At 68.0% G+C, this 20,316-nt stretch carries 14 protein-coding genes and 1 pseudogene; 2 read left to right on the top strand and 13 right to left on the bottom strand.

The annotated features are described in order from the left end of the window. Positions 1-242 precede the first annotated feature (242 nt). Positions 243-429 (top strand): annotated as a pseudogene (locus tag OG226_RS49645) (PRC-barrel domain containing protein); the annotation flags it as partial. 267 nt (positions 430-696) lie between these two features. Here the strand turns inward: OG226_RS49645 and OG226_RS49640 are convergent. From OG226_RS49640 to OG226_RS49625, 4 genes are all read right to left on the bottom strand, one after another. Then, positions 697-2,169, bottom strand: coding sequence for a SagB family peptide dehydrogenase (locus OG226_RS49640; protein WP_329352974.1), 1,473 nt, complete (start codon positions 2,167-2,169; stop codon positions 697-699). Between the two features lie 69 nt (positions 2,170-2,238). Then, positions 2,239-3,519, bottom strand: coding sequence for a YcaO-like family protein (locus OG226_RS49635; RefSeq protein WP_329352973.1), 1,281 nt, complete (start codon positions 3,517-3,519; stop codon positions 2,239-2,241). 83 nt (positions 3,520-3,602) lie between these two features. Then, positions 3,603-3,761, bottom strand: coding sequence for a hypothetical protein (locus OG226_RS49630; RefSeq protein WP_328686129.1), 159 nt, complete (start codon positions 3,759-3,761; stop codon positions 3,603-3,605). 162 nt (positions 3,762-3,923) lie between these two features. Then, positions 3,924-4,772, bottom strand: coding sequence for a TauD/TfdA dioxygenase family protein (locus OG226_RS49625; protein WP_328686128.1), 849 nt, complete (start codon positions 4,770-4,772; stop codon positions 3,924-3,926). 200 nt (positions 4,773-4,972) lie between these two features. On the opposite strand from OG226_RS49625, the gene OG226_RS49620 reads away from it, so the two are divergent. After that, positions 4,973-6,100: a helix-turn-helix domain-containing protein gene (locus tag OG226_RS49620; protein ID WP_328686127.1), complete on the top strand. Its 1,128-nt coding sequence runs from the start codon at positions 4,973-4,975 to the stop codon at positions 6,098-6,100. A gap of 947 nt (positions 6,101-7,047) precedes the next feature. On the opposite strand, the gene OG226_RS49615 is transcribed toward OG226_RS49620, so the two are convergent. The 9 genes from OG226_RS49615 to OG226_RS49575 form a co-directional block, all read right to left on the bottom strand. Beyond that, positions 7,048-8,997 carry a sensor histidine kinase gene (locus OG226_RS49615; RefSeq protein WP_329352972.1) on the bottom strand — a complete coding sequence of 650 codons (1,950 nt, stop codon included), beginning with the start codon at positions 8,995-8,997 and terminating at the stop codon, positions 7,048-7,050. After that, on the bottom strand, positions 8,990-9,736 hold the full coding sequence (locus OG226_RS49610) for a response regulator transcription factor (RefSeq protein WP_329353733.1): 747 nt from the start codon (positions 9,734-9,736) through the stop codon (positions 8,990-8,992). The genes OG226_RS49615 and OG226_RS49610 overlap by 8 nt, the downstream gene beginning before the upstream one ends. Positions 9,737-9,942: 206 nt before the next feature. Further along, entirely contained in the window at positions 9,943-10,542 is a 600-nt protein-coding gene (locus tag OG226_RS49605; protein WP_329352971.1) for a hypothetical protein, read from the bottom strand. 74 nt (positions 10,543-10,616) lie between these two features. Beyond that, complete coding sequence (locus OG226_RS49600) at positions 10,617-11,843, bottom strand: ABC transporter permease (RefSeq protein ID WP_329352970.1); 1,227 nt, start codon at positions 11,841-11,843, stop codon at positions 10,617-10,619. A 22-nt stretch (positions 11,844-11,865) separates the two neighbouring features. Then, positions 11,866-12,549 carry an ABC transporter ATP-binding protein gene (locus OG226_RS49595; RefSeq protein WP_443044973.1) on the bottom strand — a complete coding sequence of 228 codons (684 nt, stop codon included), beginning with the start codon at positions 12,547-12,549 and terminating at the stop codon, positions 11,866-11,868. A gap of 38 nt (positions 12,550-12,587) precedes the next feature. Further along, a complete protein-coding gene (locus OG226_RS49590) occupies positions 12,588-13,709 on the bottom strand; it encodes a peptidoglycan-binding domain-containing protein (protein WP_329352969.1) in 1,122 nt (373 codons plus the stop codon). A gap of 480 nt (positions 13,710-14,189) precedes the next feature. After that, on the bottom strand, positions 14,190-14,678 hold the full coding sequence (locus tag OG226_RS49585; RefSeq protein ID WP_329352968.1) for a hypothetical protein: 489 nt from the start codon (positions 14,676-14,678) through the stop codon (positions 14,190-14,192). 1,063 nt (positions 14,679-15,741) lie between these two features. Next, positions 15,742-16,722, bottom strand: coding sequence for a hypothetical protein (locus tag OG226_RS49580; RefSeq protein ID WP_329352967.1), 981 nt, complete (start codon positions 16,720-16,722; stop codon positions 15,742-15,744). 590 nt (positions 16,723-17,312) lie between these two features. Next, entirely contained in the window at positions 17,313-20,243 is a 2,931-nt protein-coding gene (locus tag OG226_RS49575; RefSeq protein WP_329352966.1) for an AfsR/SARP family transcriptional regulator, read from the bottom strand. Positions 20,244-20,316 lie beyond the last annotated feature (73 nt).

The raw sequence follows: 20,316 nt of genomic DNA, 5'->3' as shown, positions 1-20,316 counted from the left end.
GGCAGTGCTCACTCCCTCGTTCCAGCAGCCCTTCGTCTCGCTGATGACGGTGACCTTCGCGGCGGAGGTATCCCAACGGTGGTTCTTTGACGGTGATCCCGCTGGTGTGCTGGGCGGCACTGTCGGGCTGGGGCATGTCCATGCCTCTCAGGTCCAGGCCGTTGCCGGAGATGTCGGTGAACACGCAGGCGGTGACGGTGGCGTTCTGCGCGCCGTCGCCGAGGTCCAGTCCTGCCGCGCCGAGTATCGGCAAGGTCGACAAGCACTCCGACGAGGTCGGTGACGCCAGTCTGGTGGTCTACACCCGTGTGTGGATCTTCGGCAAGGAGGTCATGCTCCCGGCCGGCACGGTCGACAGTATCGACCCGCACGAAGGTCTTCGTCGGCCTCGCCAAGCAGCAGATCAAGGACTCCCCGGAGTTCGACTGAATCTGTGGCCCCCGGGACTTCTCGCAGTGTCCCGGAGTTCCTGCGCGGTGCGGCCCACGAGACCGGTTCGCTTGAGGATCGTTCGGGCCGCCGGCGATGACGACTGAACCACGAACGTCTCCAGGCGTTCCGGAATGTGGCGACGAACCGGTCGGGGGGCCTCTGTCCGTCCGATTCAGGCTCGCCGTCGGAACCCCCGCACATGCGTGGAGGGAGAGGGGAGCCGGTCCCGTCGGACGGGTGAATCCGTCAGCCAGAAACGCTCGCTCAGTCCTCCGCTCCCCTGCTGCCGAGGAGGAATTCACCCACGCTCGATTCCGACTCCCACGGCAGACCCGACGCCGCGGCGAAGGCGTCGGAGTCGCCTCCTCCCAGAGCGCAGCCCGCGAGGCCCATCGCCGTGGCCACGCTGTACATCACCTGGTACAGCACTCCGACGTGCTTGAGGACCAGCGCGTAACCAATGGTGGAGTACTTCCACAGGACTCTCCCGAACCGGGCCGTGACGAGCAACGTCACCTGCGGACGGGAGGACACCTGCGCGGAGAGGCGGGCCGCCTCGGCCAGTCGCGTCAACGCCGGTCCCGGCCGGGCCAGCAACTCCAGCCGATGCTCCTCGGGGTCATAGTGGTAGAGGCCGGCTGCTACGCCATCGACTCTGGTGACCAGGGGGTAGATCTCCAGTTCGTAGGCAGAGCCGCCAGACGGGTAGGGCCGGTCGCCCAGTTCCTCCGGTCCGCCCCCTGGACGCCGGCGGTTGCGCGCACTGCGGTACAGGAACTCGCCGAGTTGGGCGAGCGTGAGTGGTGCCGAGTCGTTGTGGACGCGCAACGACCGCCGGTCCTCCAGCACTTCAGTGAGCGTCCGGTCGTTGGTGCGCAGAACGTCCAGATCTGGCGTGGGCAGTTGGACCACGGGGCCGCCGAACGGCCGTCGAACCGCTGGCAGCGGGGCGGCAACATCCTTGGCCCAGTAGGTGCCGCCGTGCTCCAGGTCATGTCGCCCGAGGCGGGTACGGCTGTGGAAGAGGAGTTCGTGCGGCGACCACTGGGCGAGACGGAACTCGCGCTCCGTGCCACTGCCGCGGGAGACCAGGAAACCGTGGCGGGCCAGAGCCCTCAGCACCTCCGACACCACCTCGGACCGTGCCGCGGGGCAGGTCGACGAGACGGCCGAGGCGTACCCGATCGCCTCCGACGACTCCCGCGGCGACCGCCCCGACAGTGAGGCCAACAGGCCGACGAGCGTGGCGTCGTGGAACTCCACCGCCACATGCGCCAAGGGCGATTCCAGGACCATTCCCGACTGCTCCGCGCGCAGCACCGCGAAGCGAGACAGGCGCAGTTCAGCCGGATCACCGGTGACTTCAAGCACGGGTGGCACCGCTGGAGCGAGCGGCCGGAAGGTCAGCAGCGGGACCTCCTCTGCCGCCAGCGTCACCGACAGCCAGCCACCCGCCCGCATCTTGCGCAGCAACTCGGAGATCTCCTCGTCGTCACCCCGGACCGAGTCGACAAGTGCCCGGAAACCGACGGATCGGGACCCCAGCACTTCCAGGGCCGAGGTCTGGTCTCCGGACAGCGCGCCGAGGAGCGTACCGCGGCGACCGGCGTAGACCCGGGTCACGCCCGAGGAGTCCCGGACGACACGCGCCTGCGGGTGAAGACACACGAACTCGCTGACGAACCCGGGATCGGGCGTGTGATCGCAGACAAGAGGAGAGGCATCACGACCGGTCATCGCATCTCCGGATTCGGTACGTACGTGGGACGGCGCCGACAGCTTCCGAGCCGTCCGCGCGAGAGCGGTTCAAGCGGTCATGACCTGGTCCCCGCGCGGACCAGGGAGGACCAAGAGGCCGTCGGTCACCAGCATGAAGCGCTCCATGCCGGGGACGAAGACGTTGACGACGGCGAGGCCCTCCGGTGTCGCCGCCTGGTGACGCAGCACCGAGTAGCCGCCCTCCGACAGCAGACGCATCTGCTCCTCCAGGTGTGCCTGGGGATGTTCCGGCGGGTTCGTCGACCGGAAGGAGATCGTCTCGGCGTCCGCGAGGCGCGCCGTCAGATCCATGCGCCGGCAGGCATGCAGGGGAGGGTAGGACCGTGTGGTGTCGAGATTCCGGAAGATCTTCCCCGGATTCCCACTGTCCGACACGACACCCTGGACCTGCACGATCTCGGTCAGTGCCCGGTACGCCGCGTACTCGGACGACAGGGACGCCCCGCAGCCTCGTATGCGGGCGGGTTCCCCGTTCTCGGGCGGCAGGTAGGCGATGAACGCGGGTACCGGGACATCCGTGGTCATGTCGATGAGGTGGACGGTACGACCGGTGGCGTCGTCGGCGCGTTGCGCCAGAGTGGCGAGTTCCGCTGGCAGCGTCGTCCTCTCCACGACCCGCAGCGGCCGGGGCCGCGCACGGAGGAACTGCCCGATCAGCAGCAGCGACAGGGCGTCACGCTCCACCACCTCGTTCAGCGCGTGCACCGTCGCCTCGACGACGGTGACCCCCGCGGCCCACCCGTTGTTGCAGGAATACCGCCGCAGCGCGGAGTAGTCACAGGTGTCTCCGAGGTCGGCGCGGAACGACGTGGAGTGTGGGCTCACGTAATCGGGAACGGAGAGAAAGATCGGGACTTCCGCCGTCGCCTTCGACGAGAGGTTTTCGTACTCCAGACACCCGATGGAGGCACTGTCGAGTTCACCGACCAGACGGACGGCCTGGTCGCGGTACAACAGACTCTTGGGGTCCGCGACTTCCTCGGTCCGGACATTTCGCACCGACGCGCGGTCGAGATACTGGATTCCACTCACATAATGTTCCAGTGCCTCGAATACGGCGCCAACCTGGGCTGCGTCTCTCGACCCCTTCCCGAATCCCAGACCGTCCTCCCTCGCCTTTCCGGCCTGCCAGAGCTCACACCGCCAAACTCCTGGATCGGCGTCCACCACCGCACGCAGCCGGACCTCGAACCCCAGATCGTGCGCAGCGGTCATGCCCTGCCGGAACGCGTCTTCGAGGCTTCGTTCCCTCTCACCGGCCTGCGAATTCTTCACGATGCGCTCGGCGTCCGCCTCTGCATTGCCCACGATGGGTGACTCCTCCCTAGTGACGGAAAGCGCCGCAGGCGCCCCGAAAGCACGCCTGCGGCTTCGTCCGACAGCCTTTGCTGTCAGACCTTGTCGATGGCGAGCGCGGCTTCGCCGACCTCGTCGTCGAAACCGGTGCCGAGGAGAATGGCAAGCGACGCGTGCTCGCTCTCCGTCAGCTTGACCTGATACTCACCCGAGGCGGTGGAAACGCACTCAATGTGAACATCACCGAGTCCCATTTCATCAACTCCTTGAATTCCCTCTGTCCGCTCAGAGCGGCTTGTGTAAAACCATAGAGGCGCATCGAGTACCTGGTACTGCACACCTGTGCCAATTTCTTGAACGTCCGCGCCAGCCGCACTGTCCGTGATTCCGGAGAGGGGAAGGGAGACGAACTCCCTTCACGCCAGAGGGGAGTACACGGAGGAGTCGCCCCTGTGTACCGTGCTCCGCCTGCCATCCAGCCCGAGCGGCACATCACCGGCGACCGTCACACGATGCATGAGCCGTGGGTGATCCCCGTAGTTGGCGAGGGCGTAGTGCTGGGTAGCCCGGTTGTCCCAGATGGCCACGTCACCCTCCCGCCACTGCCACCGGACAGTGTTCTCCAGCTGTGTGACACGTTCCTGGAACATCTGATGAAGAACACGCGAGTCCCCGTTCGTCAGGTCGATGAACCGCTTGGCATAGCTTCCGAGGAGGAGGCAGTGCTCCTCGGTCTCCGGATGCACCCGAACCACCGGGTGCTCGCACACCATGACGTTTGTCCCGACCTCGTCGAGTTCCGCGTAGTCGTGGATGTTCGTGTGGACGGCCCGTAGGCGACCCGCCAGCGCCCGCAGGGGACCGGGCAGTGCGGAGTAGGCGGCGGCGGTGTTCGCCCATGTCGTCTCACCGCCGTACGGGGTGAGGTGGACCGCTCGCAGGACGCTGATCGCGGGCACCCTGTCGACGTAGGTGACGTCGGTGTGCCAACTGCTCGCCTTCCCGTACCGGGAGTCGACCGAGAGAACCCTCGGGCCCTCCTCCTGCGGCGACAGGGGGTGCGCCAGGGTGACCTTGCCCAGCCGGGAGGCGAATGCGACCTGGCCGACGTCGTCCAGCCCGTGCTGGTCCCGCACGAACACCACCTTGTGCAGCAGGAGCGCGGCACGCAGGTCGGCGACCGACCCGTCGTCCATGTCCCCACCGAGGCGGACGCCCTCGACCAGTGCTCCGATCCTCTCCGTGACCTGGCTGACCTTGATCATGTGTGTGCCATCTCTTCGCGTCGCTCCGTGGAATTCGAGGAGGTGCCGGTCGGTTGCCGCAGCAGTCTCGGGGAGCGCCGCGTACGGCGGATAGAGCGAGAGCGCCAGCTTGGTAAGCCGTGTGGCGCTCGCGGATGAGAGGCGCCCGGGATCCGCGTATCCGCCGGGCCCACGGCGTCAACCGAACGTGAACGGAACGTATGCGGCCGTCGGTGATCGTGAGGAGGTCACGCCGGGCGGTGTGTGCACGGCAGGGCTCGTCCACGCCCCGTCATGAACAGCGCTGGAAAGAAGGATGGTTGATGTTCTGTCAGCAGGAGCAGCCCTCGGGCTGCCCTTCCGGAAGTCTCCGCCGTATCTCGCTTGCTCTGACTCCGGATCAGGCCCGGAGACCGGAAGCGTTCCTCTCCGAACTGCGGAACGGTCCGTTTCCCGATCTCACCAGCTTCGCCATCCCCTCGACGCAGGTGCCGCACGGATTCCGCCTCGACGCCACGATTCAGTCGCTCGACGGCCTGCAGGCCGCGCGGGTCCGCAGCGACGCGCTGGAGGGCGGCGGCGGGGACTTAGGCTGGGCCGGGTCCGCCGCGCCGGTCGTCGCCTATGTCGTCACGTCCGGCCGGCTGGAATTCACTCACGCGGGGCGCCGACACTGCCTGACGCCGGGGCAGGTGTGCGTCCGGGACTCGGGATCCGCGTGGACCTTCTCCTGCGCACCGGACGTGGGGCTCCGGCTGCTCTCGGTTCCGCAGCATCTCGTCTTCTCGTATCTGGGATCGCCCGCCATCCTCGATGACGTGTGTGTCCTGGAAGCCGATGACCCCCGGGGCCGGGTCCTGGAGAAGTTCCTGGAGCGGGTGGGAACATTGGGGTGGAACAGCGACCTACCGGCCCCCCTACGCGCCTCGGTCCTCGATGTCTGCGCGCTGATCCTCACCAATATCCTGGTGGACAGCTGCGTCCGCCGCCCGCCGGACGAGCCGATGGGGACGTTGGGTTTGGCGAAGGCGGCCATCGAGCGGAACATCGGCGACGCCGGCCTGTCGCCCGGTGTCGTCGCCGACCTGATCGGAGTCTCGGCGCGGACGCTCCATCGCGCGTTCTCCGCGTCCGACGACACTGTTATGGCGTTCATCCGCGATACCCGCCTGCATCGGGCCCGCAACGACCTGGTCTCTCCCGGGCGCGGGCTGGGGATCACGGAGATAGCGACCCGCTGGCACTTCTCGGACGCCAGTCACTTCACCCGGCGTTTCAAGTCGGTGTACGGAGTCACCCCGAGGGTCTACCTCCGAGACTTTCGTGAAGGCGATGGCTCGGAAGCGTAGGGGAGCAGGCCGGCAGGGACTTATGAGCTCAGGAACTCAGTGACTTCAACTCGGCTACGCGGTCGGTAGGAGATCTGGGATCCGTCGGCTGCATGGAACGTTCTCGTCGGCGTACTGCCCAGCCACCGTCGGCGCGCTGCGTACCCTCGACCATGTCCATCTCCGTGCGCACTGAGCCGGCCGCCGCCCCGGGCGGCTCTGCGTAACTGTTCGTCGGCGCGCGGCTGCGCCGCAGCGTCGACGACACAAAGAGTGCGCAGGCCCGTCTTGCGCAGTTGTTCGCGCCGGACGACGAGTTGCCCGATCCGGCCGCGGGCGCTCCGGCAGTACATCTGGGCCGGGCACCGCACCGACCACGACCACATGCCTCCGGTGATGCACGCGGCGGGACCGATCCGCGAAGCCACGTCGCGCCACCTCTTCCACACCTACGGCCGCTGGCACGACGTGACCACCTACCCCGCCTCGGCCCCGACTGGAGAGGTCAGGCCACACCCGCCGAACTCGCCATCCTCGACGCGCCGTTGCCCGCAGCCGTGTGACCGACCACCTCACCGGGAGGACACAGCCGTACGTCGACACTCCCACCCGCACCCCCGACCACAACCACTCGGCACATGATGCGCCGGCCAGCCTCGCCGACGATGCGTTCCGGATGAATGCTGAGAGGCAACCTGCCACCGTGCGAGACCGCGCACCCGGAAACGACACCGTGTCATCCCCCTCGACGCTTCCCCCGCCCTGCCCTACCGGCCCAACCGGGACCCCGTCGTGGGGAGCGTACGGCGCCGACGGGCAGGACGTGGATCATGTGCGTACTGTCCGTGAGGTGGCTGTCAGGCGGCGCTGGGCGGCGTAGGAGGCGAGTCAGGGCGCAGGTCCATCTGCTGGACCGAGCACAGCGACACGTTGCTCATCGGGCTGTCGCCCTCCACGATCATCGCGTCTCATCCGACGTGCCTTGCCTTCGAGGGCAGGCGAAGAGTGATCGTGGTCCCCTCGCCCACCGTACTGACGACCGTGACCGTGCCCCCGTGTGCCTCGACCAGGCGCCGTACGATGGCGAGCCCGAGGCCGCTGCCGCCGCTCTGACGATTGCGGGACTTCTCCGATCGCCAGAAGCGGTCGAAGATGTGGGGAAGCTCCTCCGCCGGAATTCCGCAGCCCGTGTCCGAGACTGTCAGGAGAACGAAGGCACTTCGCCGGTCCTGCCCATCAGCCGTCACGCCAGGGGCCCTCGCCAGGGAATCCTTACCGTGTTCCACGGTCGCGCGCAGCGTGATCGTCCCGCCGGCCAGTGTGTGACGCACGGCGTTCGACACCAGGTTGTCCACTGTCTGCCGCAGGCGAACGGGGTCGGCGTCGATCACCGTCGATGGGTCCGCCGTCACGCTCAGGGTCACATCCTGTGCGTCAGCAGTCGCCCTCGCGGCACGCGCAGCGGTCGACAGCAGGTCGGCGACCCGCACCGGAACGGGAGCGAGTCGCAGTTCTCCGGCCTCGGCCGCCGCGAGGTCGCGCAGGTCGTCGATGATGTGCTGCAACTGCATTGCCTGTCCCAGTAGTAAGGCAACCAGGTCGGCGTCGGGCCGGGCGATGCCGTCCTCCACCGCTTCCAGCCAGCCCCGCAGATTACTGACGGGGGTACGCAGCTCGTGAGCGATGTCATTGGTCATGGCTCGGCGCATCGTCTCCGACTGCTCACGCCGTTCCGACATGGCGTTGAACGCGGCCGACAATCGGGCGATCTCGTCCTGTCCCCGCACCGGCACCCGGGTGGACAGCTCACCGCCCTCCATCCGGATCGCGGCTGAAGTGAGGACACGCAGCGGCTTCGCCAGGCGGATTCCCGCCAGACTGGTGACGGTCACCGTGATCACGAGGACGGCCGCCGCCCATTCGGAGATGCGAAGGCGGTTGGCGGTGGAGAGGTCGAAGAAGGTGGTGGCGGTGCGTCCGTGTCCCGCCACGAACAACAGAGCCGCCGGGGCGACGTACGGAGCCAGCTGCTGGGCACGGCTCGTCGTGAGACACGAAGCGACGGAGGACGCCGGGGGCGCCGTCCGCGTGCGCGAGGTCCAGCCGCCGGTGATCGTCAGCCGGACGAGACCGACACCGCGACTGCGCAGGCAGGAGTCGACAAGTGAGTTCAGAGCGGACAGGGCGGCCTTCTCCGACGGCATCGGGGCGTCGAGGACGTTCACTGGACACAGGGACACGCCCAGTGATCCCCCATCGCTCGCACCGGCCGCCACGAGGCGCGGGCGGCCGCTGGGCAGCACCTCGATGCGCGAAAGGACTCCCTCTCGCTGGAGGCAACCGGTCAACCGGTGGGCGATGCCGTTCAGATCCCGGCCGTCCTTGGCGGAGAGTCTGAACGGACCGACCGCTCTGGGGTCGATGGAGATCGTCTCCCCGGTCCGCGTACCGGACGTTGTGCCCTCGCTCAGTTCGATGTCGGTGGCGAGCGGATTCACCGTCGCTGTGGCGTCCCTCGGACGCTGAAACGCGTGGGTGCCGGCGCCGTCGGAGTCCGCCAGCGTCCGTCCGTCCTCGGTTGTCAGGACGACTCGGTGCCCTGCCCGGCGGCCCAGTTGTTCGACGGTGGAGCCGACCCCGCTCCAGTCGGGGTGCGTCGCGGCCCAGCCCACGAGAGTGTCGTAGATCCGTGCGTCGTCGGCGAGGGCCTGGCCGCGTTCCTCGCCGAGTACGACGGCTGTGGTGTTGAGCACCACCCACGCCGTGGCCGTGATCGAGCAGACGGACACGAGCGCGGACACGGCGAGCAGACGGATCAGCAGGCTCCGCTGCCGCAGGGTGGCGACGAAACGGGATCGCCGTACCGAGCGGCTTCCGCTGCCCGCGTCGGCATCGGTACCCGGCACGGTACTAGTCACTCGGGGCTTCTCTGAAACGATCGTCCACCAGTTTGTAACCCACGCCGTACACCGTGACCAGCGGCGTCGGCCGTGCCGTGTCGCCCGCGGCCTGCTTGATCTTGCGGCGCAGGTTCATCACGTGGACGTCGACCGTCCTTGGCGTGATGAAGGGCTCGTAGCCATGCAGCCGTTCCAGCAGTTGACCACGGGTCAGGACATGGCCTGGATACTCGGTCAACATCTCCATGACCGTGAACTCGCCTGGTGTGCAGGTGATCGACTGCCCGTAGGCGTGAACCTCGTGCCGCGAGGGATCGACAGAGACGGGACCCACGCGCAGGACACGAGCGGGTTCGAGGGTCTCGGGAGGAGGTGGCGAGTTCCGCTGGACGCGCCGTAGCAGTGAGCGGGCACGTGCGGTCAGCTCGCGTGGGCTGAACGGCTTCGTCATGTAGTCGTCGGCGCCGACATCCAGGCCCAGCAGGAGATCGTCCTCCGAGGAACGCGCCGTCAGCACAAGCACCGGCAGGTGGACCAGAGCGGAATCGGCCCGGATGACGCGGCACACGTCGAGTCCGTCGACACCGGGCATCATCACGTCGAGGATCACGAGGTCCGGCGGGCGACGGCGCAACTGGTCCAGAGCGGAGCGGCCGTCACCGGTCACCGTCACGGTATGGCCCTCGTGCTCCAGGTAACGGCGTATCAGTTCGGCCTGGTCGGCATCGTCCTCCGCCACCAGTACATGTGCGCACATGCGATCGATTCTAGGAAGGACGAGGAGGTCCTCGTCGCTCGACGACGAGTTGACCATCGGATCATGACGATGTGCTGACAATGTCGCCCCGGTCGGTGCAACAAAGAAGAGGTCGCTACGGCCTAGCGGCTGCGAGGTCCCCGACCGTGGCGGATCTGTCGGCGGGTGCGGAAAGATGCCGACGCGCCCTGCACTTGGCGAGGCGGTCAGGACGGCGAGCCGAAGGACTTGACCATGCAGGCCAAGTTGACCTGCTCGTAGTCGTCGGGTACATCGGCCGACGTCAGTGTCCACCCCACCGGGCCGCTGTCGGTGGCCGGCACGATCACCGCCGGGACGCCATGGCTGGTGAGGCACTTCACCACGGCTACCACGTCCTCGCCGTAGTGCGGGTTCTTGGCGGGGTCGAGCTCGGGCGGATTGATCGGCGCCTTGTCCTTGCAGGCTTCTTCCGCCTTCCTGCGAACACCGTCGCTCACCTGCCCGTTGGCGTTCTCACCCATCCCGTTCTCGGCCAGGCAGCCGGCGTACGTCTTTCGGATCTGCAACCGCTTCTCGGAGGTGTCGTCGAGCCGGAGCTGCACCCCGGGCGTGCCGCCGGAGGAATCCGCGGGAGTGGACTCTTCCGTACCGGGCTCTGCCGAAGAATTCCGCGAACTCGTGGAAGGCGGCAGCGAGGCCACGTCCTTCCCCTTCTCCGCCTGTCGTTCCTGACCGGAGCACCCGGTCAGCAGCAGGCTCGCGCTGATAGCGGCAATCGCGACATACGGCAGCGTCGGCTTGGATCGCTTCGTGTACCCCTGCATCTTCTTGTTTCCTTCGCTGCGGAGGGTGATTTCGGGAACGGACGAGGAAATGCGGCGGTCAGTGGGCCGATGGCTCATGGCGTGGCGAGCGCTTCGGTCGGGGTCAACCGTGAGGCGCTGACCGACGGATAGACGCCGGCCAGCACACCGAGCGCGAGGGAGGCGGCAATGCCCAGGAGGATCGTGTTGAACGGGATGACGACGGGCCAGTTCTGGGTCAGCGCGTAACCGGCGGTGGACAGTGTCCCGATGACGGCACCCGCGAAGGCGCCGAGCAACGACAGCACGACCGACTCGGTGAGGAACTGGCCTCGGATGTGCCCGCGGCTGGCGCCGAGCGCGCGGCGCAGGCCGATCTCTCGACGTCGTTCGAGGACCGAGATGTACATGGTGTTGGCCACGCCGATCCCGCCGACCGCGAGCGCGATACCGGCCAGGGCGACGAACAGCGTCGAGTACGCGTTCTGGGTGGCGCGTCTGGCCGTGAGGACGTCGGACGGATTGGTGACCCGTACGAAGCTCGGCAGCGGGGGGTAGACCGTCGCGGCGAGCACCGACTTGACGGAGTCGATCGCCTCGTCCGGTGCCTTGGCGTAGATCACCGTGGGATGTCCGTCGAAGCCCAGGTAGTGCTGAGCCGCGCTCCATCCGACGAACACGGACAGTTCCAGATCGGGGTCCAGCGGCATCGGGTCGAGGATGCCCCTGATCGTGAACCAGCCGTCTCCCAGCTGGAGCAGCGGTGCGTCCTTGCCGACGGGCAGATGATCGAAGCCGAGGGTTCCGGCGGCCTTGTATCCGAGTACCACTGTGGGAAGGCCCGCGGTTCTCGCGTCGATGAAGTGTCCGGTGTGAACGGAGCCTCCGACCAGGCGGAGGAGGTTGGGCCGGGTCGCCAGCACGGTCAGCGCGGCGGTGTCGTCGGAGTCGCCGCCAGAGATGCGGCGGATGGGCTGGTGGGTGTTGGCGACCTCGCTGGTGGCGGTGACGGGTCCGATCCTGGCGACCATGGTGGCAGCCTGTGGCGGCAGCTTGATGGGCTCCTGCCCCTCGGGGACGAGGGGCTGCGCCTTGAGCCGGTCGGTGCCGAGTGCGGTCAGCCTGTCGAGGAGTGCCTGCTGGCTGGAGGCGGGAATGCCGGTGACGAGGACCATGGTGGCGATACCCACGGAGATGCCGAGGGCCGACAGGGCCGCGCGGACCTTGCGCATACGAAGCCCCGTGATGCCGACCCTGATCAGGTCGGCGGGACCGAGGCGGACGATCTGTCCGGCCGTCACGTCGTCCCGTTCTCCGCTCACGCCCCGAACCGACGTTTCCGCTCTATCCGAACGCATGGCGTGCTCCGCTCCGCGTGTCGCTGTTCAGGTGTCCGTCGCGAATCTCCACACGGCGTGGGAGCCGGGCCGCGATGTCACGGTCGTGGGTGATGACGGCGATGGTCGTTCCCTCCTCGTTGAGATCGGCCAGAAGGTCCATCACTGACTCCCCGGTGGCGGTGTCGAGCGCGCCCGTCGGCTCGTCGGCGAGGATCAGTGCCGGATCGTGGACGAGGGCACGCGCGATGGCGACGCGTTGCCGTTCGCCGCCGGAGAGTTGCGCCGGCAGATGACCTGTGCGATGCGCCAATCCCACCCGGTTCAGCGCCTCTTCGGCGAGGGCTCGGCGGTCACGGCGCGGGACACCGGCGTACAACAGCCCGGTCGACACGTTCTCCGACGCGGTCAACCCGTCGGTGAGATGGAACTGCTGGAAGACGAAACCGAGCATGCGGCCCCGCAGTGTGGAGAGTTGCCTGTCGTTCAGCGAGGTGACGTCGGTGCCGCCGATCTCCACCCGGCCGCTGGTAGGCAGGTCCAGCGTGCCCATGAGGTTGAGCAGGGTGGACTTCCCGGACCCCGATGGTCCGACGATGGCGAGGAGTTCCCCCGCCTCGATCGACAGGGAAACATCCTGGAGCGCGGCGATCCCGCCCGGAAAGACACGGCTGACCCGTTCGACGAGCAGAACCGGCCGAGGGGTGCCCTCGTCCGACTGTTGCGAGGTCACGAGGCGACCACCACGGCGAGCCCTTCAGTGAGGCCGGGGCCGCTGATCTCGACCAGCCCGATGGCGAACATGCCGGTCCGCACCCTCAGGAACTCCCCGCTCACAGGCTGTACGGCGAATCCACCGCCGCTGAGCGCGACCAGCGCTCCGATGGGCACGGTGAGCACGTTCTTGTGGATCTCGGAGACGAACTCGACCGGCAGGTCCGCCTCGTCGAGGCTCGCGACGTCCGCCGCGCGCTTCGGCAGGACCGTCACATCGATCTTGGAGGTGTCGCCCGCGTCGGACTGACCGGACTCGTCCGAAGGCGCGTGGCTGATCGACGTCACCATTCCGGGGGCCTTCGCGCCGGGCAGCGTGATCGTCACAGCGTCACCGGGTTTGATCGAGGACACCTGCTGCGCGTCGACGGGCACGGTGATCACCTTCTTCGGGGAGACGTAGCTGAGGATGTCCTCGGCGACCGGGTCACCGACCTGTGCCTTCAGCTCGCTCACCCGCACCGGCCCGGGAAGCACGATCACCGCACCCACCTTGAGCGTGCCGGTCGGCTCGACCCCCATCTGCTGCTGCCACTTCTTCAGCGCCGCGGCCAGGGACACGGTGAACGTCGCTCCCGGTTCGAGGTTCCGGCCGGCTGAGCGCCGCACCACCGGCTCCTCACCCACGTCGTAGCCGAGGGCTGCGAGATTGGTTCGCAGCACGCTCACGTCGTTGCCGACCAGGCCGATCTTCTTCAGGTCGCGGAAGAAGGGGGTGTCTCCGTAGAACACCGGTACGGGCTTGTCGTCCACGCGGTACAACGCCTTGCCGCGCGCCGTCTCCGTGCCGTTCGACGGGAGCTTGGTCAACGTGCCCGGCCCGTTTCCCTTGAGCTGCTTCGCAGGCCCGAACCCCAGGTTGCCCGGCTCGGTGAGGCTGTTGCTCAGATCCCGGCGGACCACCTTGGCGGACTGCACGGAAGGCGCGGCGTGGGCCTGGGGACCGGTCTCGTCGGAGGAGCGCTGCGCCACGGCGGCGACACCGATCATGCCGACGCCCGCCGTCGCCACCAGCGCTGTCGCCAGGCCGACGCGACGACCACCACGCGGCTTACGGGACGTGGCGTGCTCAGCCATGAAGACTCCCGAGGACCACTCGCGGGTCCGGGTGCCTCAATGCCGTAAAGCGCCGCAAGCGGCCACCGAACGAGGAACCCGTCCTGACGAACGGTCCACGGCCCGGGTGTCGTTCTTCGTCTGCGTTCGTGAGCATGACCTGACCGTCTCAAGCCAATGTCATACGACTGTCAGGCGAAGGTCAGCGGGACGTGGTGAACCACTCCGAGACTGATGGAGGTGGTGTATCCCGGTTCCGATGGCGTCGGGTGGCTGGACGATTGACCGTTCAGCAGCCGCGGAGGCCCGGCCTGTCCGAGTTCGCTACAGCCCCGTACCCGCATCGCCGACGTCGCACCACCCCCGTTCGGAGGGCGCTGCCCGTCCTCGGCCACACGACGCGTGAGGGTCCGCCGACGTGGTCGGCGGACCCTCACACAAGCCGAAACCAAACGATCGCTTCGACGTCATGCCGATGGTTCGGGGACGAGATCGGACGATCTAGCACGGCCGAAAAGAAGAGATCCTGTCGTTGAGCCCGTTCCCCTTCCCGGCAGGATTCACGTCGTTCACGATCTCGCCGGGGGCAACCCTCAGGCTCTTCCCGGAAAAACCCGTGTCCTCGTAGAAGCAGATCGTGTGATCGGCGGTATTGCTGATGTAGGAGATGTTGTCATTGAAGGTGGAGGAGGTCGTCACTCCGCTGCTGATGTCGTTGGCCGAGAAAAGGCTCGTCACCAGGTTCTCAGTCGTGGCCGGCAGGTTCGAGCAGAGGCCCTGCAGATTGGCGTCGGTGCAGACCAGTACCGTTTCCGCTCCCGAATCGCCGCCGCTCTGGGTTACGATCTTTCCCTTGTCGACCTGCTTGACGTTGCTGCCCTTTCCGGCCTGCTTGGCGCTGTCGTCGGCGTCCGAAGCCCCGCAAGCGCTCAGACCCAGAAGGACGAGCGTGGAGAGAGTGGCACAAACCGTAATGCGTGCACGCGACATGAAATACTCCTTGAATAGATGCGTGGATTGCACGAAACCTTGACGTCATACAAAGCGTTTTCGGCGAGTTACGCGGCCCTGTACCGATGAATTTCGATCGACCCTATCCGTGTCGAATCGCCGCCGATTTACCGCTTCGTCTGTGCTGTGTACTACGACTGGCACGCCGACGGAGTTCAACAGATTTCCCTGCGTACCGAACGAGGTTCCCAGGAAGGCACTTTCGTGCGATTGCCTTCGCTGAGGCAGACGGCGGCCGTGCGAGTTCAGTTCACGGAATTTGCCTATTTCCTCGGCCGACCTGGCGAGACCCTGGTCGGCAAGGGGGCGGGAGGCCATCTCGCATGAACAGTGGCGCGGTTCGTGGGCGGAGATCGACGCGCCAGCCACGTCGGTGGCGAAGCAGGACACCGCGTGCCGTCGGCGTCGATGCGGCGCAACCGGGCCCCGGAGTACGTCCGTTGCTCGCGGACGATCAGCCACAGTCCCTCGGCCGGTCGGCCGGGTGCTCGCTGACGTGTTCGGCGACCCGGGCCCCTCCCGCGCCTCGACGTCCGACTCGACGGCCGGACAGCAGCCGCACCGAGCACGGGATCTTCAGGTCCGGAGCCGGTGCGGCCTGCGTGTGGCGCCCTCGCCGGAGGCACCTCGGCAGGTGCGTGGGGGCGGCCCGGCGACCTCGATGCGGCTTGCGGCGATGTAGGAGCCCACGTGGCTGCCGCGGGCCCACGCCCGGGCCGCCGGAGCTGCCCGGGCCGTGGTCGACGAGCCTTGTCAGCGGCTGGTGTTCCTTGGATTGCGCGAGGACGAGGACGCATTCATGCCAACGGTCGGCTGGGCAGTCCCGGCGAGTGCCACCGCGAGGGCGGCGTGCGGCAGGATCCTGCCCGGATCGCGCGCCGCCGGCACCTGAGCCACGGCTGGAACGGTGCCGGTGCAGCCGTATCCGGGCAGGAATCGCGGACCGTGAGAACACGAGGCTCACAGTTCGAGCAGACCGCCAGGAGAGGCCTCGAAGTCGCGCGGTGGACTTCTGCGTCAGGGCGGCGGCTCGTGTTCCGCATTACTTGGCGAACTGTCCGATGAAGATCGAGTTGACCTTGTCGATTCCGAAGTCCGCGAACTTCCCACTGCCATTGGTCAGTACGGCCGACTTACCGGTGCAGTTCGATCCCGACCAGATCTTGATCGGCTGACCGTTGTCGGCGGCGTCGTCCTGGCCGATGGACGTGCCGAAGCTCGGGGTGTTCACGCATCCCTTGCCCGCCACCACACCCGTCGCGCCCTCCGAGTCGTTGGCGTCCTCGAAGATCTTGTAACGGCCCTCCTCGGTACGCGGGTCGAGCTCCTTCTTCGTCTGGTCACCGCTCTGCTGGCCGCTGTCGTCGCTGGCCTGGCCGCTGCCGGCAGGATCGACTTCGGGCTCGGACCCGCCAGAGTCCTGACCGGCCTTGCCACCGTCGGGCGTGACACCGAACCAGGTTCCGCCCACGCCCTGGCCGTTGGTGTCACCCGGTGCCTCGTCCTTGCTGAACAGGTAGATCGGCCAGCCGCCCAGTGTCACCTGGAATCCATTGCCCCGCTTGATGAATCCGACGGCGGACTTCTTGATGCCGTCGATGAAGACCTTGCCATTCGCCGCCACCACGAGCGGAGGCCACGTCTTCTCACAGTCGCCGGCGCAGTTCGACGTCGAAGGGTTCGGCTTGTCCTTGTCGAAACGGTAAAGGACGAACCCGGCACCGTTCGCGACCACCGGATTCAGATCGCCCACCTCGCTGGACGACAGCTGCACCCACTTCCGGACGACGGGACTGGCCGCCTTGGACTGATTCACAGGTGTCGCGTTGGAAGCCAGATCGCCGGCGCTCAGGTCGGCATTGTTCTGCTTCGCGGTGCCGTCCTTGAATGTCAGCTGACTGGAGGCTGCGGCAGCGGTATCCGATGCCGCGGACGACTTATCGCCTCCGCCACCGCACGCGGTAAGCAGGAGGGCCCCCGAAAGAGCGACCGCCGTAAAGACTGAACTACGAGTGCGAGACACGCTAACCCCCATGAGAAGTTCCGCCGGATTGTCGTCCCGGCCATTCCGGAACGCCGACACCCCAGACACGGGCCGTCCCCACCCGACAGTTCTAAGAACGACTCTCCGATACACGACCGTGACATTCCCTCCGGCCGTCAGCACGGCTGCGGTTCGTGACACGTGAAGTTCCTGTCATTCGACGGCCGCTGATGTGACGTTGTTCCAGGGGCGGTGACAGGCCGCCGCACGATGCTGGTGTCGGTGAAGCCGGTTCGACGGGCGCAGGGCGTGGTGCGGGGTCCTGGCAGGGCGAGGACCCGGACCGGCACGAGGAGTTCACGCGGGCTGCCGGGCGCCGTGGCCAAGTGGCCCTCGGAGTGGGCGCATCGCCGTTGCTGGAGGGGCGCAGGCGGGGCGGTGGCGTGGGACCAGGACCCGGCTGGGTCCGGTGGTTCGTCGCACCCACGCCCGCTTCGGCAACCCGGATCGACGGCGCGGCGGCCTCCGCTTGTACCCGTCGCCCGGAGTGGTGACTATGGCGATCCGCCCGGTCGTTGGCACGGTCCCGCAGATGAGGGCCGGACACACGGGCACACCGACGTGCCGGTCTACGTCGCCGTCGACGCCGGGTGCCGGGCCGCGGGACCGGCTGGTGACGGTCTGCCATCACCCTCACGGCTGTGCGAGGCGGCCACTCGGTTCAACCGGTCCCGGAGGGGCTCGGCTTCGGCGTGGCCGAGTTGGTCCATGATGGCCAGGCCCTCGGCCCAGGCGGCGCGCGCCGCTTCCGGCTGTCCTGCCTCCAGGTGCGTGTCCCCGAGACTCACGAGGGCGCGGGCCACGAACGAAGGGACATGGCCACGCCGGTAGCCATCGACTGCCTCGCGGTAGGCGGCGACGGCCTGTTCGTACCGGCCGAGGCGACAGTGGGCAAGACCGATGCTGTCGTAGGTGTGTGCCTCGTTGACGTCGTCTCCGAGCCCCTGTTGCAGGGCGAGCGCTTGTCCGCAGTGGGTGAGGGCCTGCTCGGGCTGCCCCAGCAGGGTGTTGAACCAGCCGACCGCGTTGAGCGCGGACGCCAACGACCTCCGGTGGCGTTGACCGTGGGTCTCCGGACCGTCAAAGGTCCGGATCAGCGCCAACCGACGCTGCGCGATGTCCAGTGAGGTCACGAGATCACCCTGCTGCTCCGCCACCCAGGACAGCGTGCAGTAGCCGTCGGCGCAGGCTTCCATGTCGCCTGATTCCAGGAAGAGTTCGACGGCATGCTCGGCATGGACGCGTGCTTCCTCGTGACGTTCCAGATTGCCCAGGGCCCAGGCGAGGCCGCGGTGGACATGCGCCTGCGCGGCCCGGTCCCCGAGCCGGCGCACCGCCCGCATGGCGGTGTGGTGCACGGCCTCCTGCTCCCGCCACAGGCCGGACCGGTGCAGATGGCCGGCCATGGCCCAGGCGAGTTGCCAGGCGTGGACGTCGTAGCCGTGGGCGGCAGCCTGCTCGACGGCTGCGAGGAGTACCGCCTGTTCCGAGGCGAACCAGGCCGTCGCCTGCGCGATGTCTCCGGAGAATTCCTCGGTGCACACGCCCCAGGCCGGCGGAGACAGGGAGATCAGTGCCTGAGCCTGGACGGTCAGTGCGAGCGCCTCGCGGGCGGTGTGCAGGTAGTGGTCGAACATCCGGTGCCGTGCCGCCCGTGCTTCCGGCGGCGGCACGACCTCTTCCGCCAGTTCGGCGGCGTAGGCACGCAGCAGGTCGTGGGAGGCGTAACGGCCCGGAAGGGGTTCCTCCAGGAGGTTGGCCCCGACGAGTTCGGCAAGCAGCCGACGGGTGTTCGGGAGGGTGAGTGCGGCGAGTCCGGCCGCCGCGGACAGGGTGAGGTCGGGGCCGGGGTGCAGGCCGAGCAGTCGGAAGAGACGGGCGGCGTCGGGGGTGAGGGAGTGGTAGGAGACGGAGAAGACGGCACGTACGTCGGCTGCCGTGTCCCCGTCGTGGAACGCGTCGAGGCTGTCGCGGAGTTCGGTGGCGATGGCTGAGAGGGGGAAGGTGGGCCGGGTCGCGGCGCGGGCGGCGGTGACGGCGAGGGCGAGCGGCAGGCGGGCGCAGCGGGCGATGATCTCCTCGACCGCGGCCGGTTCGGCATCGATACGCTCGGGCCCCAGGCGCCGGGCTAGCAGGGCGCGGGCTTCGGGCACGGACAGGACGTCGAGCTGGAGGGTGTGGGCGCCGTCCACGGCGATCAGCCCGGAGAGCCGGTCACGGCTGGTGACGATCACGAGGCAGCCGGGTGCCCCGGGGAGCAGTGGCCGTACCTGTGCGGCGTCGCGGGCGTTGTCCAGCAGCACGAGCACGCGCTTGCCGTTGAGCAGGGTGCGATACAGGGCTGCGAGCGCATCGGTGTCCCGCGGCAGTCCGCGTCCGTCGGCGCCCATCGACTCCAGCAGTGTGCGCAGGGCATGGTCCGGTGTGATCGGCGGGCCGGCCGGGTCGAACCCGCGCAGGTTCAGATACAGCTGTCCGTCGGGGAAGGAATCGGCGACTTTCCGCGCCCAGTTCACCGCGAATGCGGTCTTGCCGACACCCGCCGTGCCCGCGATGGCACTGATCACCACGGTACGTCCCCGCGGCAGCCCTAGCACCTCGGCCAGTTCGGCCTCCCGGCCGACGAAGACCGGCAACGATGGGGGCAGTTGGGCCGGGACGGCGGAGACCGGGACGGCCGCGGCTGCCGAGGCCCGGTCGGGTGTCGATTCGGCCTCGGCCGGGCTCGGCGGGGCGAGGAGGTCGTCGTCGGCGCGCAGCACGCGCTGGTACATCGACCGCAGCTCCGGGCCGGGATCGACCCCCAGCTCGCCCGCGAGGTACGTCCGCGCCTCGTGGTAGGTGGCGAGGGCCGCAGCCTGGCGTCCGGACCGGTAGAGGGCGAGCATGAACAGTTCCCGGAACCGCTCGTCCAACGGGTGCTCGGCAACCAGTGCGGTCAGCTCGGCGGTCACCTCGACGGCTGCGCCGAGGTCGAGTTCGGCCGTGATGCGGGCCTCTTCCGCGGACAGGCGCAGCTCTTCGAGCCGCTGTCGCTGGTTCCGCGCGTACTCACCCGGGACACCGGCCAGCGCCGGCCCCCGCCACAGCGTCAGCCCCTCGCGCAGACACTCCGCGGCGCCCCGGGCGTCTCCCGCACGCCGTGCCCGGTCCCCCTGAGCGATCAGCTCCCGGAAAGCGGCGAGGTCCAACTCCTTTGGCGAGATGCGGAGTTGGTAGCCGTCCCCGGTGGAACGAAGCACGGACTTCGCGGTTTCCCCTGTTGGCTCCAGCGCTTTGCGCAACCGGTGGACATACGTCCGCAGAACGCCGGGCGCGGACCTCGGTGTCCTGGTCCCCCACACCGCGGCGACCAGCCCGCTCGACAGGACCTGTGATCCCTCGGCCAGCAGCAGCACGGCCAGCACCGCCCGCTGCTGGGGCGGCCCGAGGTCGATCTCGTCCGAGCCGCGCCACGCCCTGACGGGTCCCAGCACCGCGAACCGTAGTCCCGCGTCCAACCAACTCCCCCTCGGGCGACCCGCATCCGACGGACGGGGCCGCCTCCGGGCCGCGCCGTTCGAATCACCCGGA

This window comes from Streptomyces sp. NBC_01261 (assembly GCF_036226385.1).
In the GTDB taxonomy this organism is placed as follows: domain Bacteria; phylum Actinomycetota; class Actinomycetes; order Streptomycetales; family Streptomycetaceae; genus Streptomyces.
This window is presented reverse-complemented; position numbering and strand designations above follow the sequence as displayed.

What these genes read in the sequence shown, in the direction of transcription:
- OG226_RS49640 (WP_329352974.1), bottom strand. Translation starts at nt 2,169, where the DNA reads ATGACCGGTCGTGATGCCTCTCCTCTTGTCTGCGATCACACGCCCGAT.
- OG226_RS49630 (WP_328686129.1), bottom strand. Translation starts at nt 3,761, where the DNA reads ATGGGACTCGGTGATGTTCACATTGAGTGCGTTTCCACCGCCTCGGGT.
- OG226_RS49625 (WP_328686128.1), bottom strand. Translation starts at nt 4,772, where the DNA reads ATGATCAAGGTCAGCCAGGTCACGGAGAGGATCGGAGCACTGGTCGAG.
- OG226_RS49620 (WP_328686127.1), top strand. Translation starts at nt 4,973, where the DNA reads ATGCGGCCGTCGGTGATCGTGAGGAGGTCACGCCGGGCGGTGTGTGCA.
- OG226_RS49610 (WP_329353733.1), bottom strand. Translation starts at nt 9,736, where the DNA reads ATGTGCGCACATGTACTGGTGGCGGAGGACGATGCCGACCAGGCCGAA.
- OG226_RS49605 (WP_329352971.1), bottom strand. Translation starts at nt 10,542, where the DNA reads ATGCAGGGGTACACGAAGCGATCCAAGCCGACGCTGCCGTATGTCGCG.
- OG226_RS49590 (WP_329352969.1), bottom strand. Translation starts at nt 13,709, where the DNA reads ATGGCTGAGCACGCCACGTCCCGTAAGCCGCGTGGTGGTCGTCGCGTC.
- OG226_RS49585 (WP_329352968.1), bottom strand. Translation starts at nt 14,678, where the DNA reads ATGTCGCGTGCACGCATTACGGTTTGTGCCACTCTCTCCACGCTCGTC.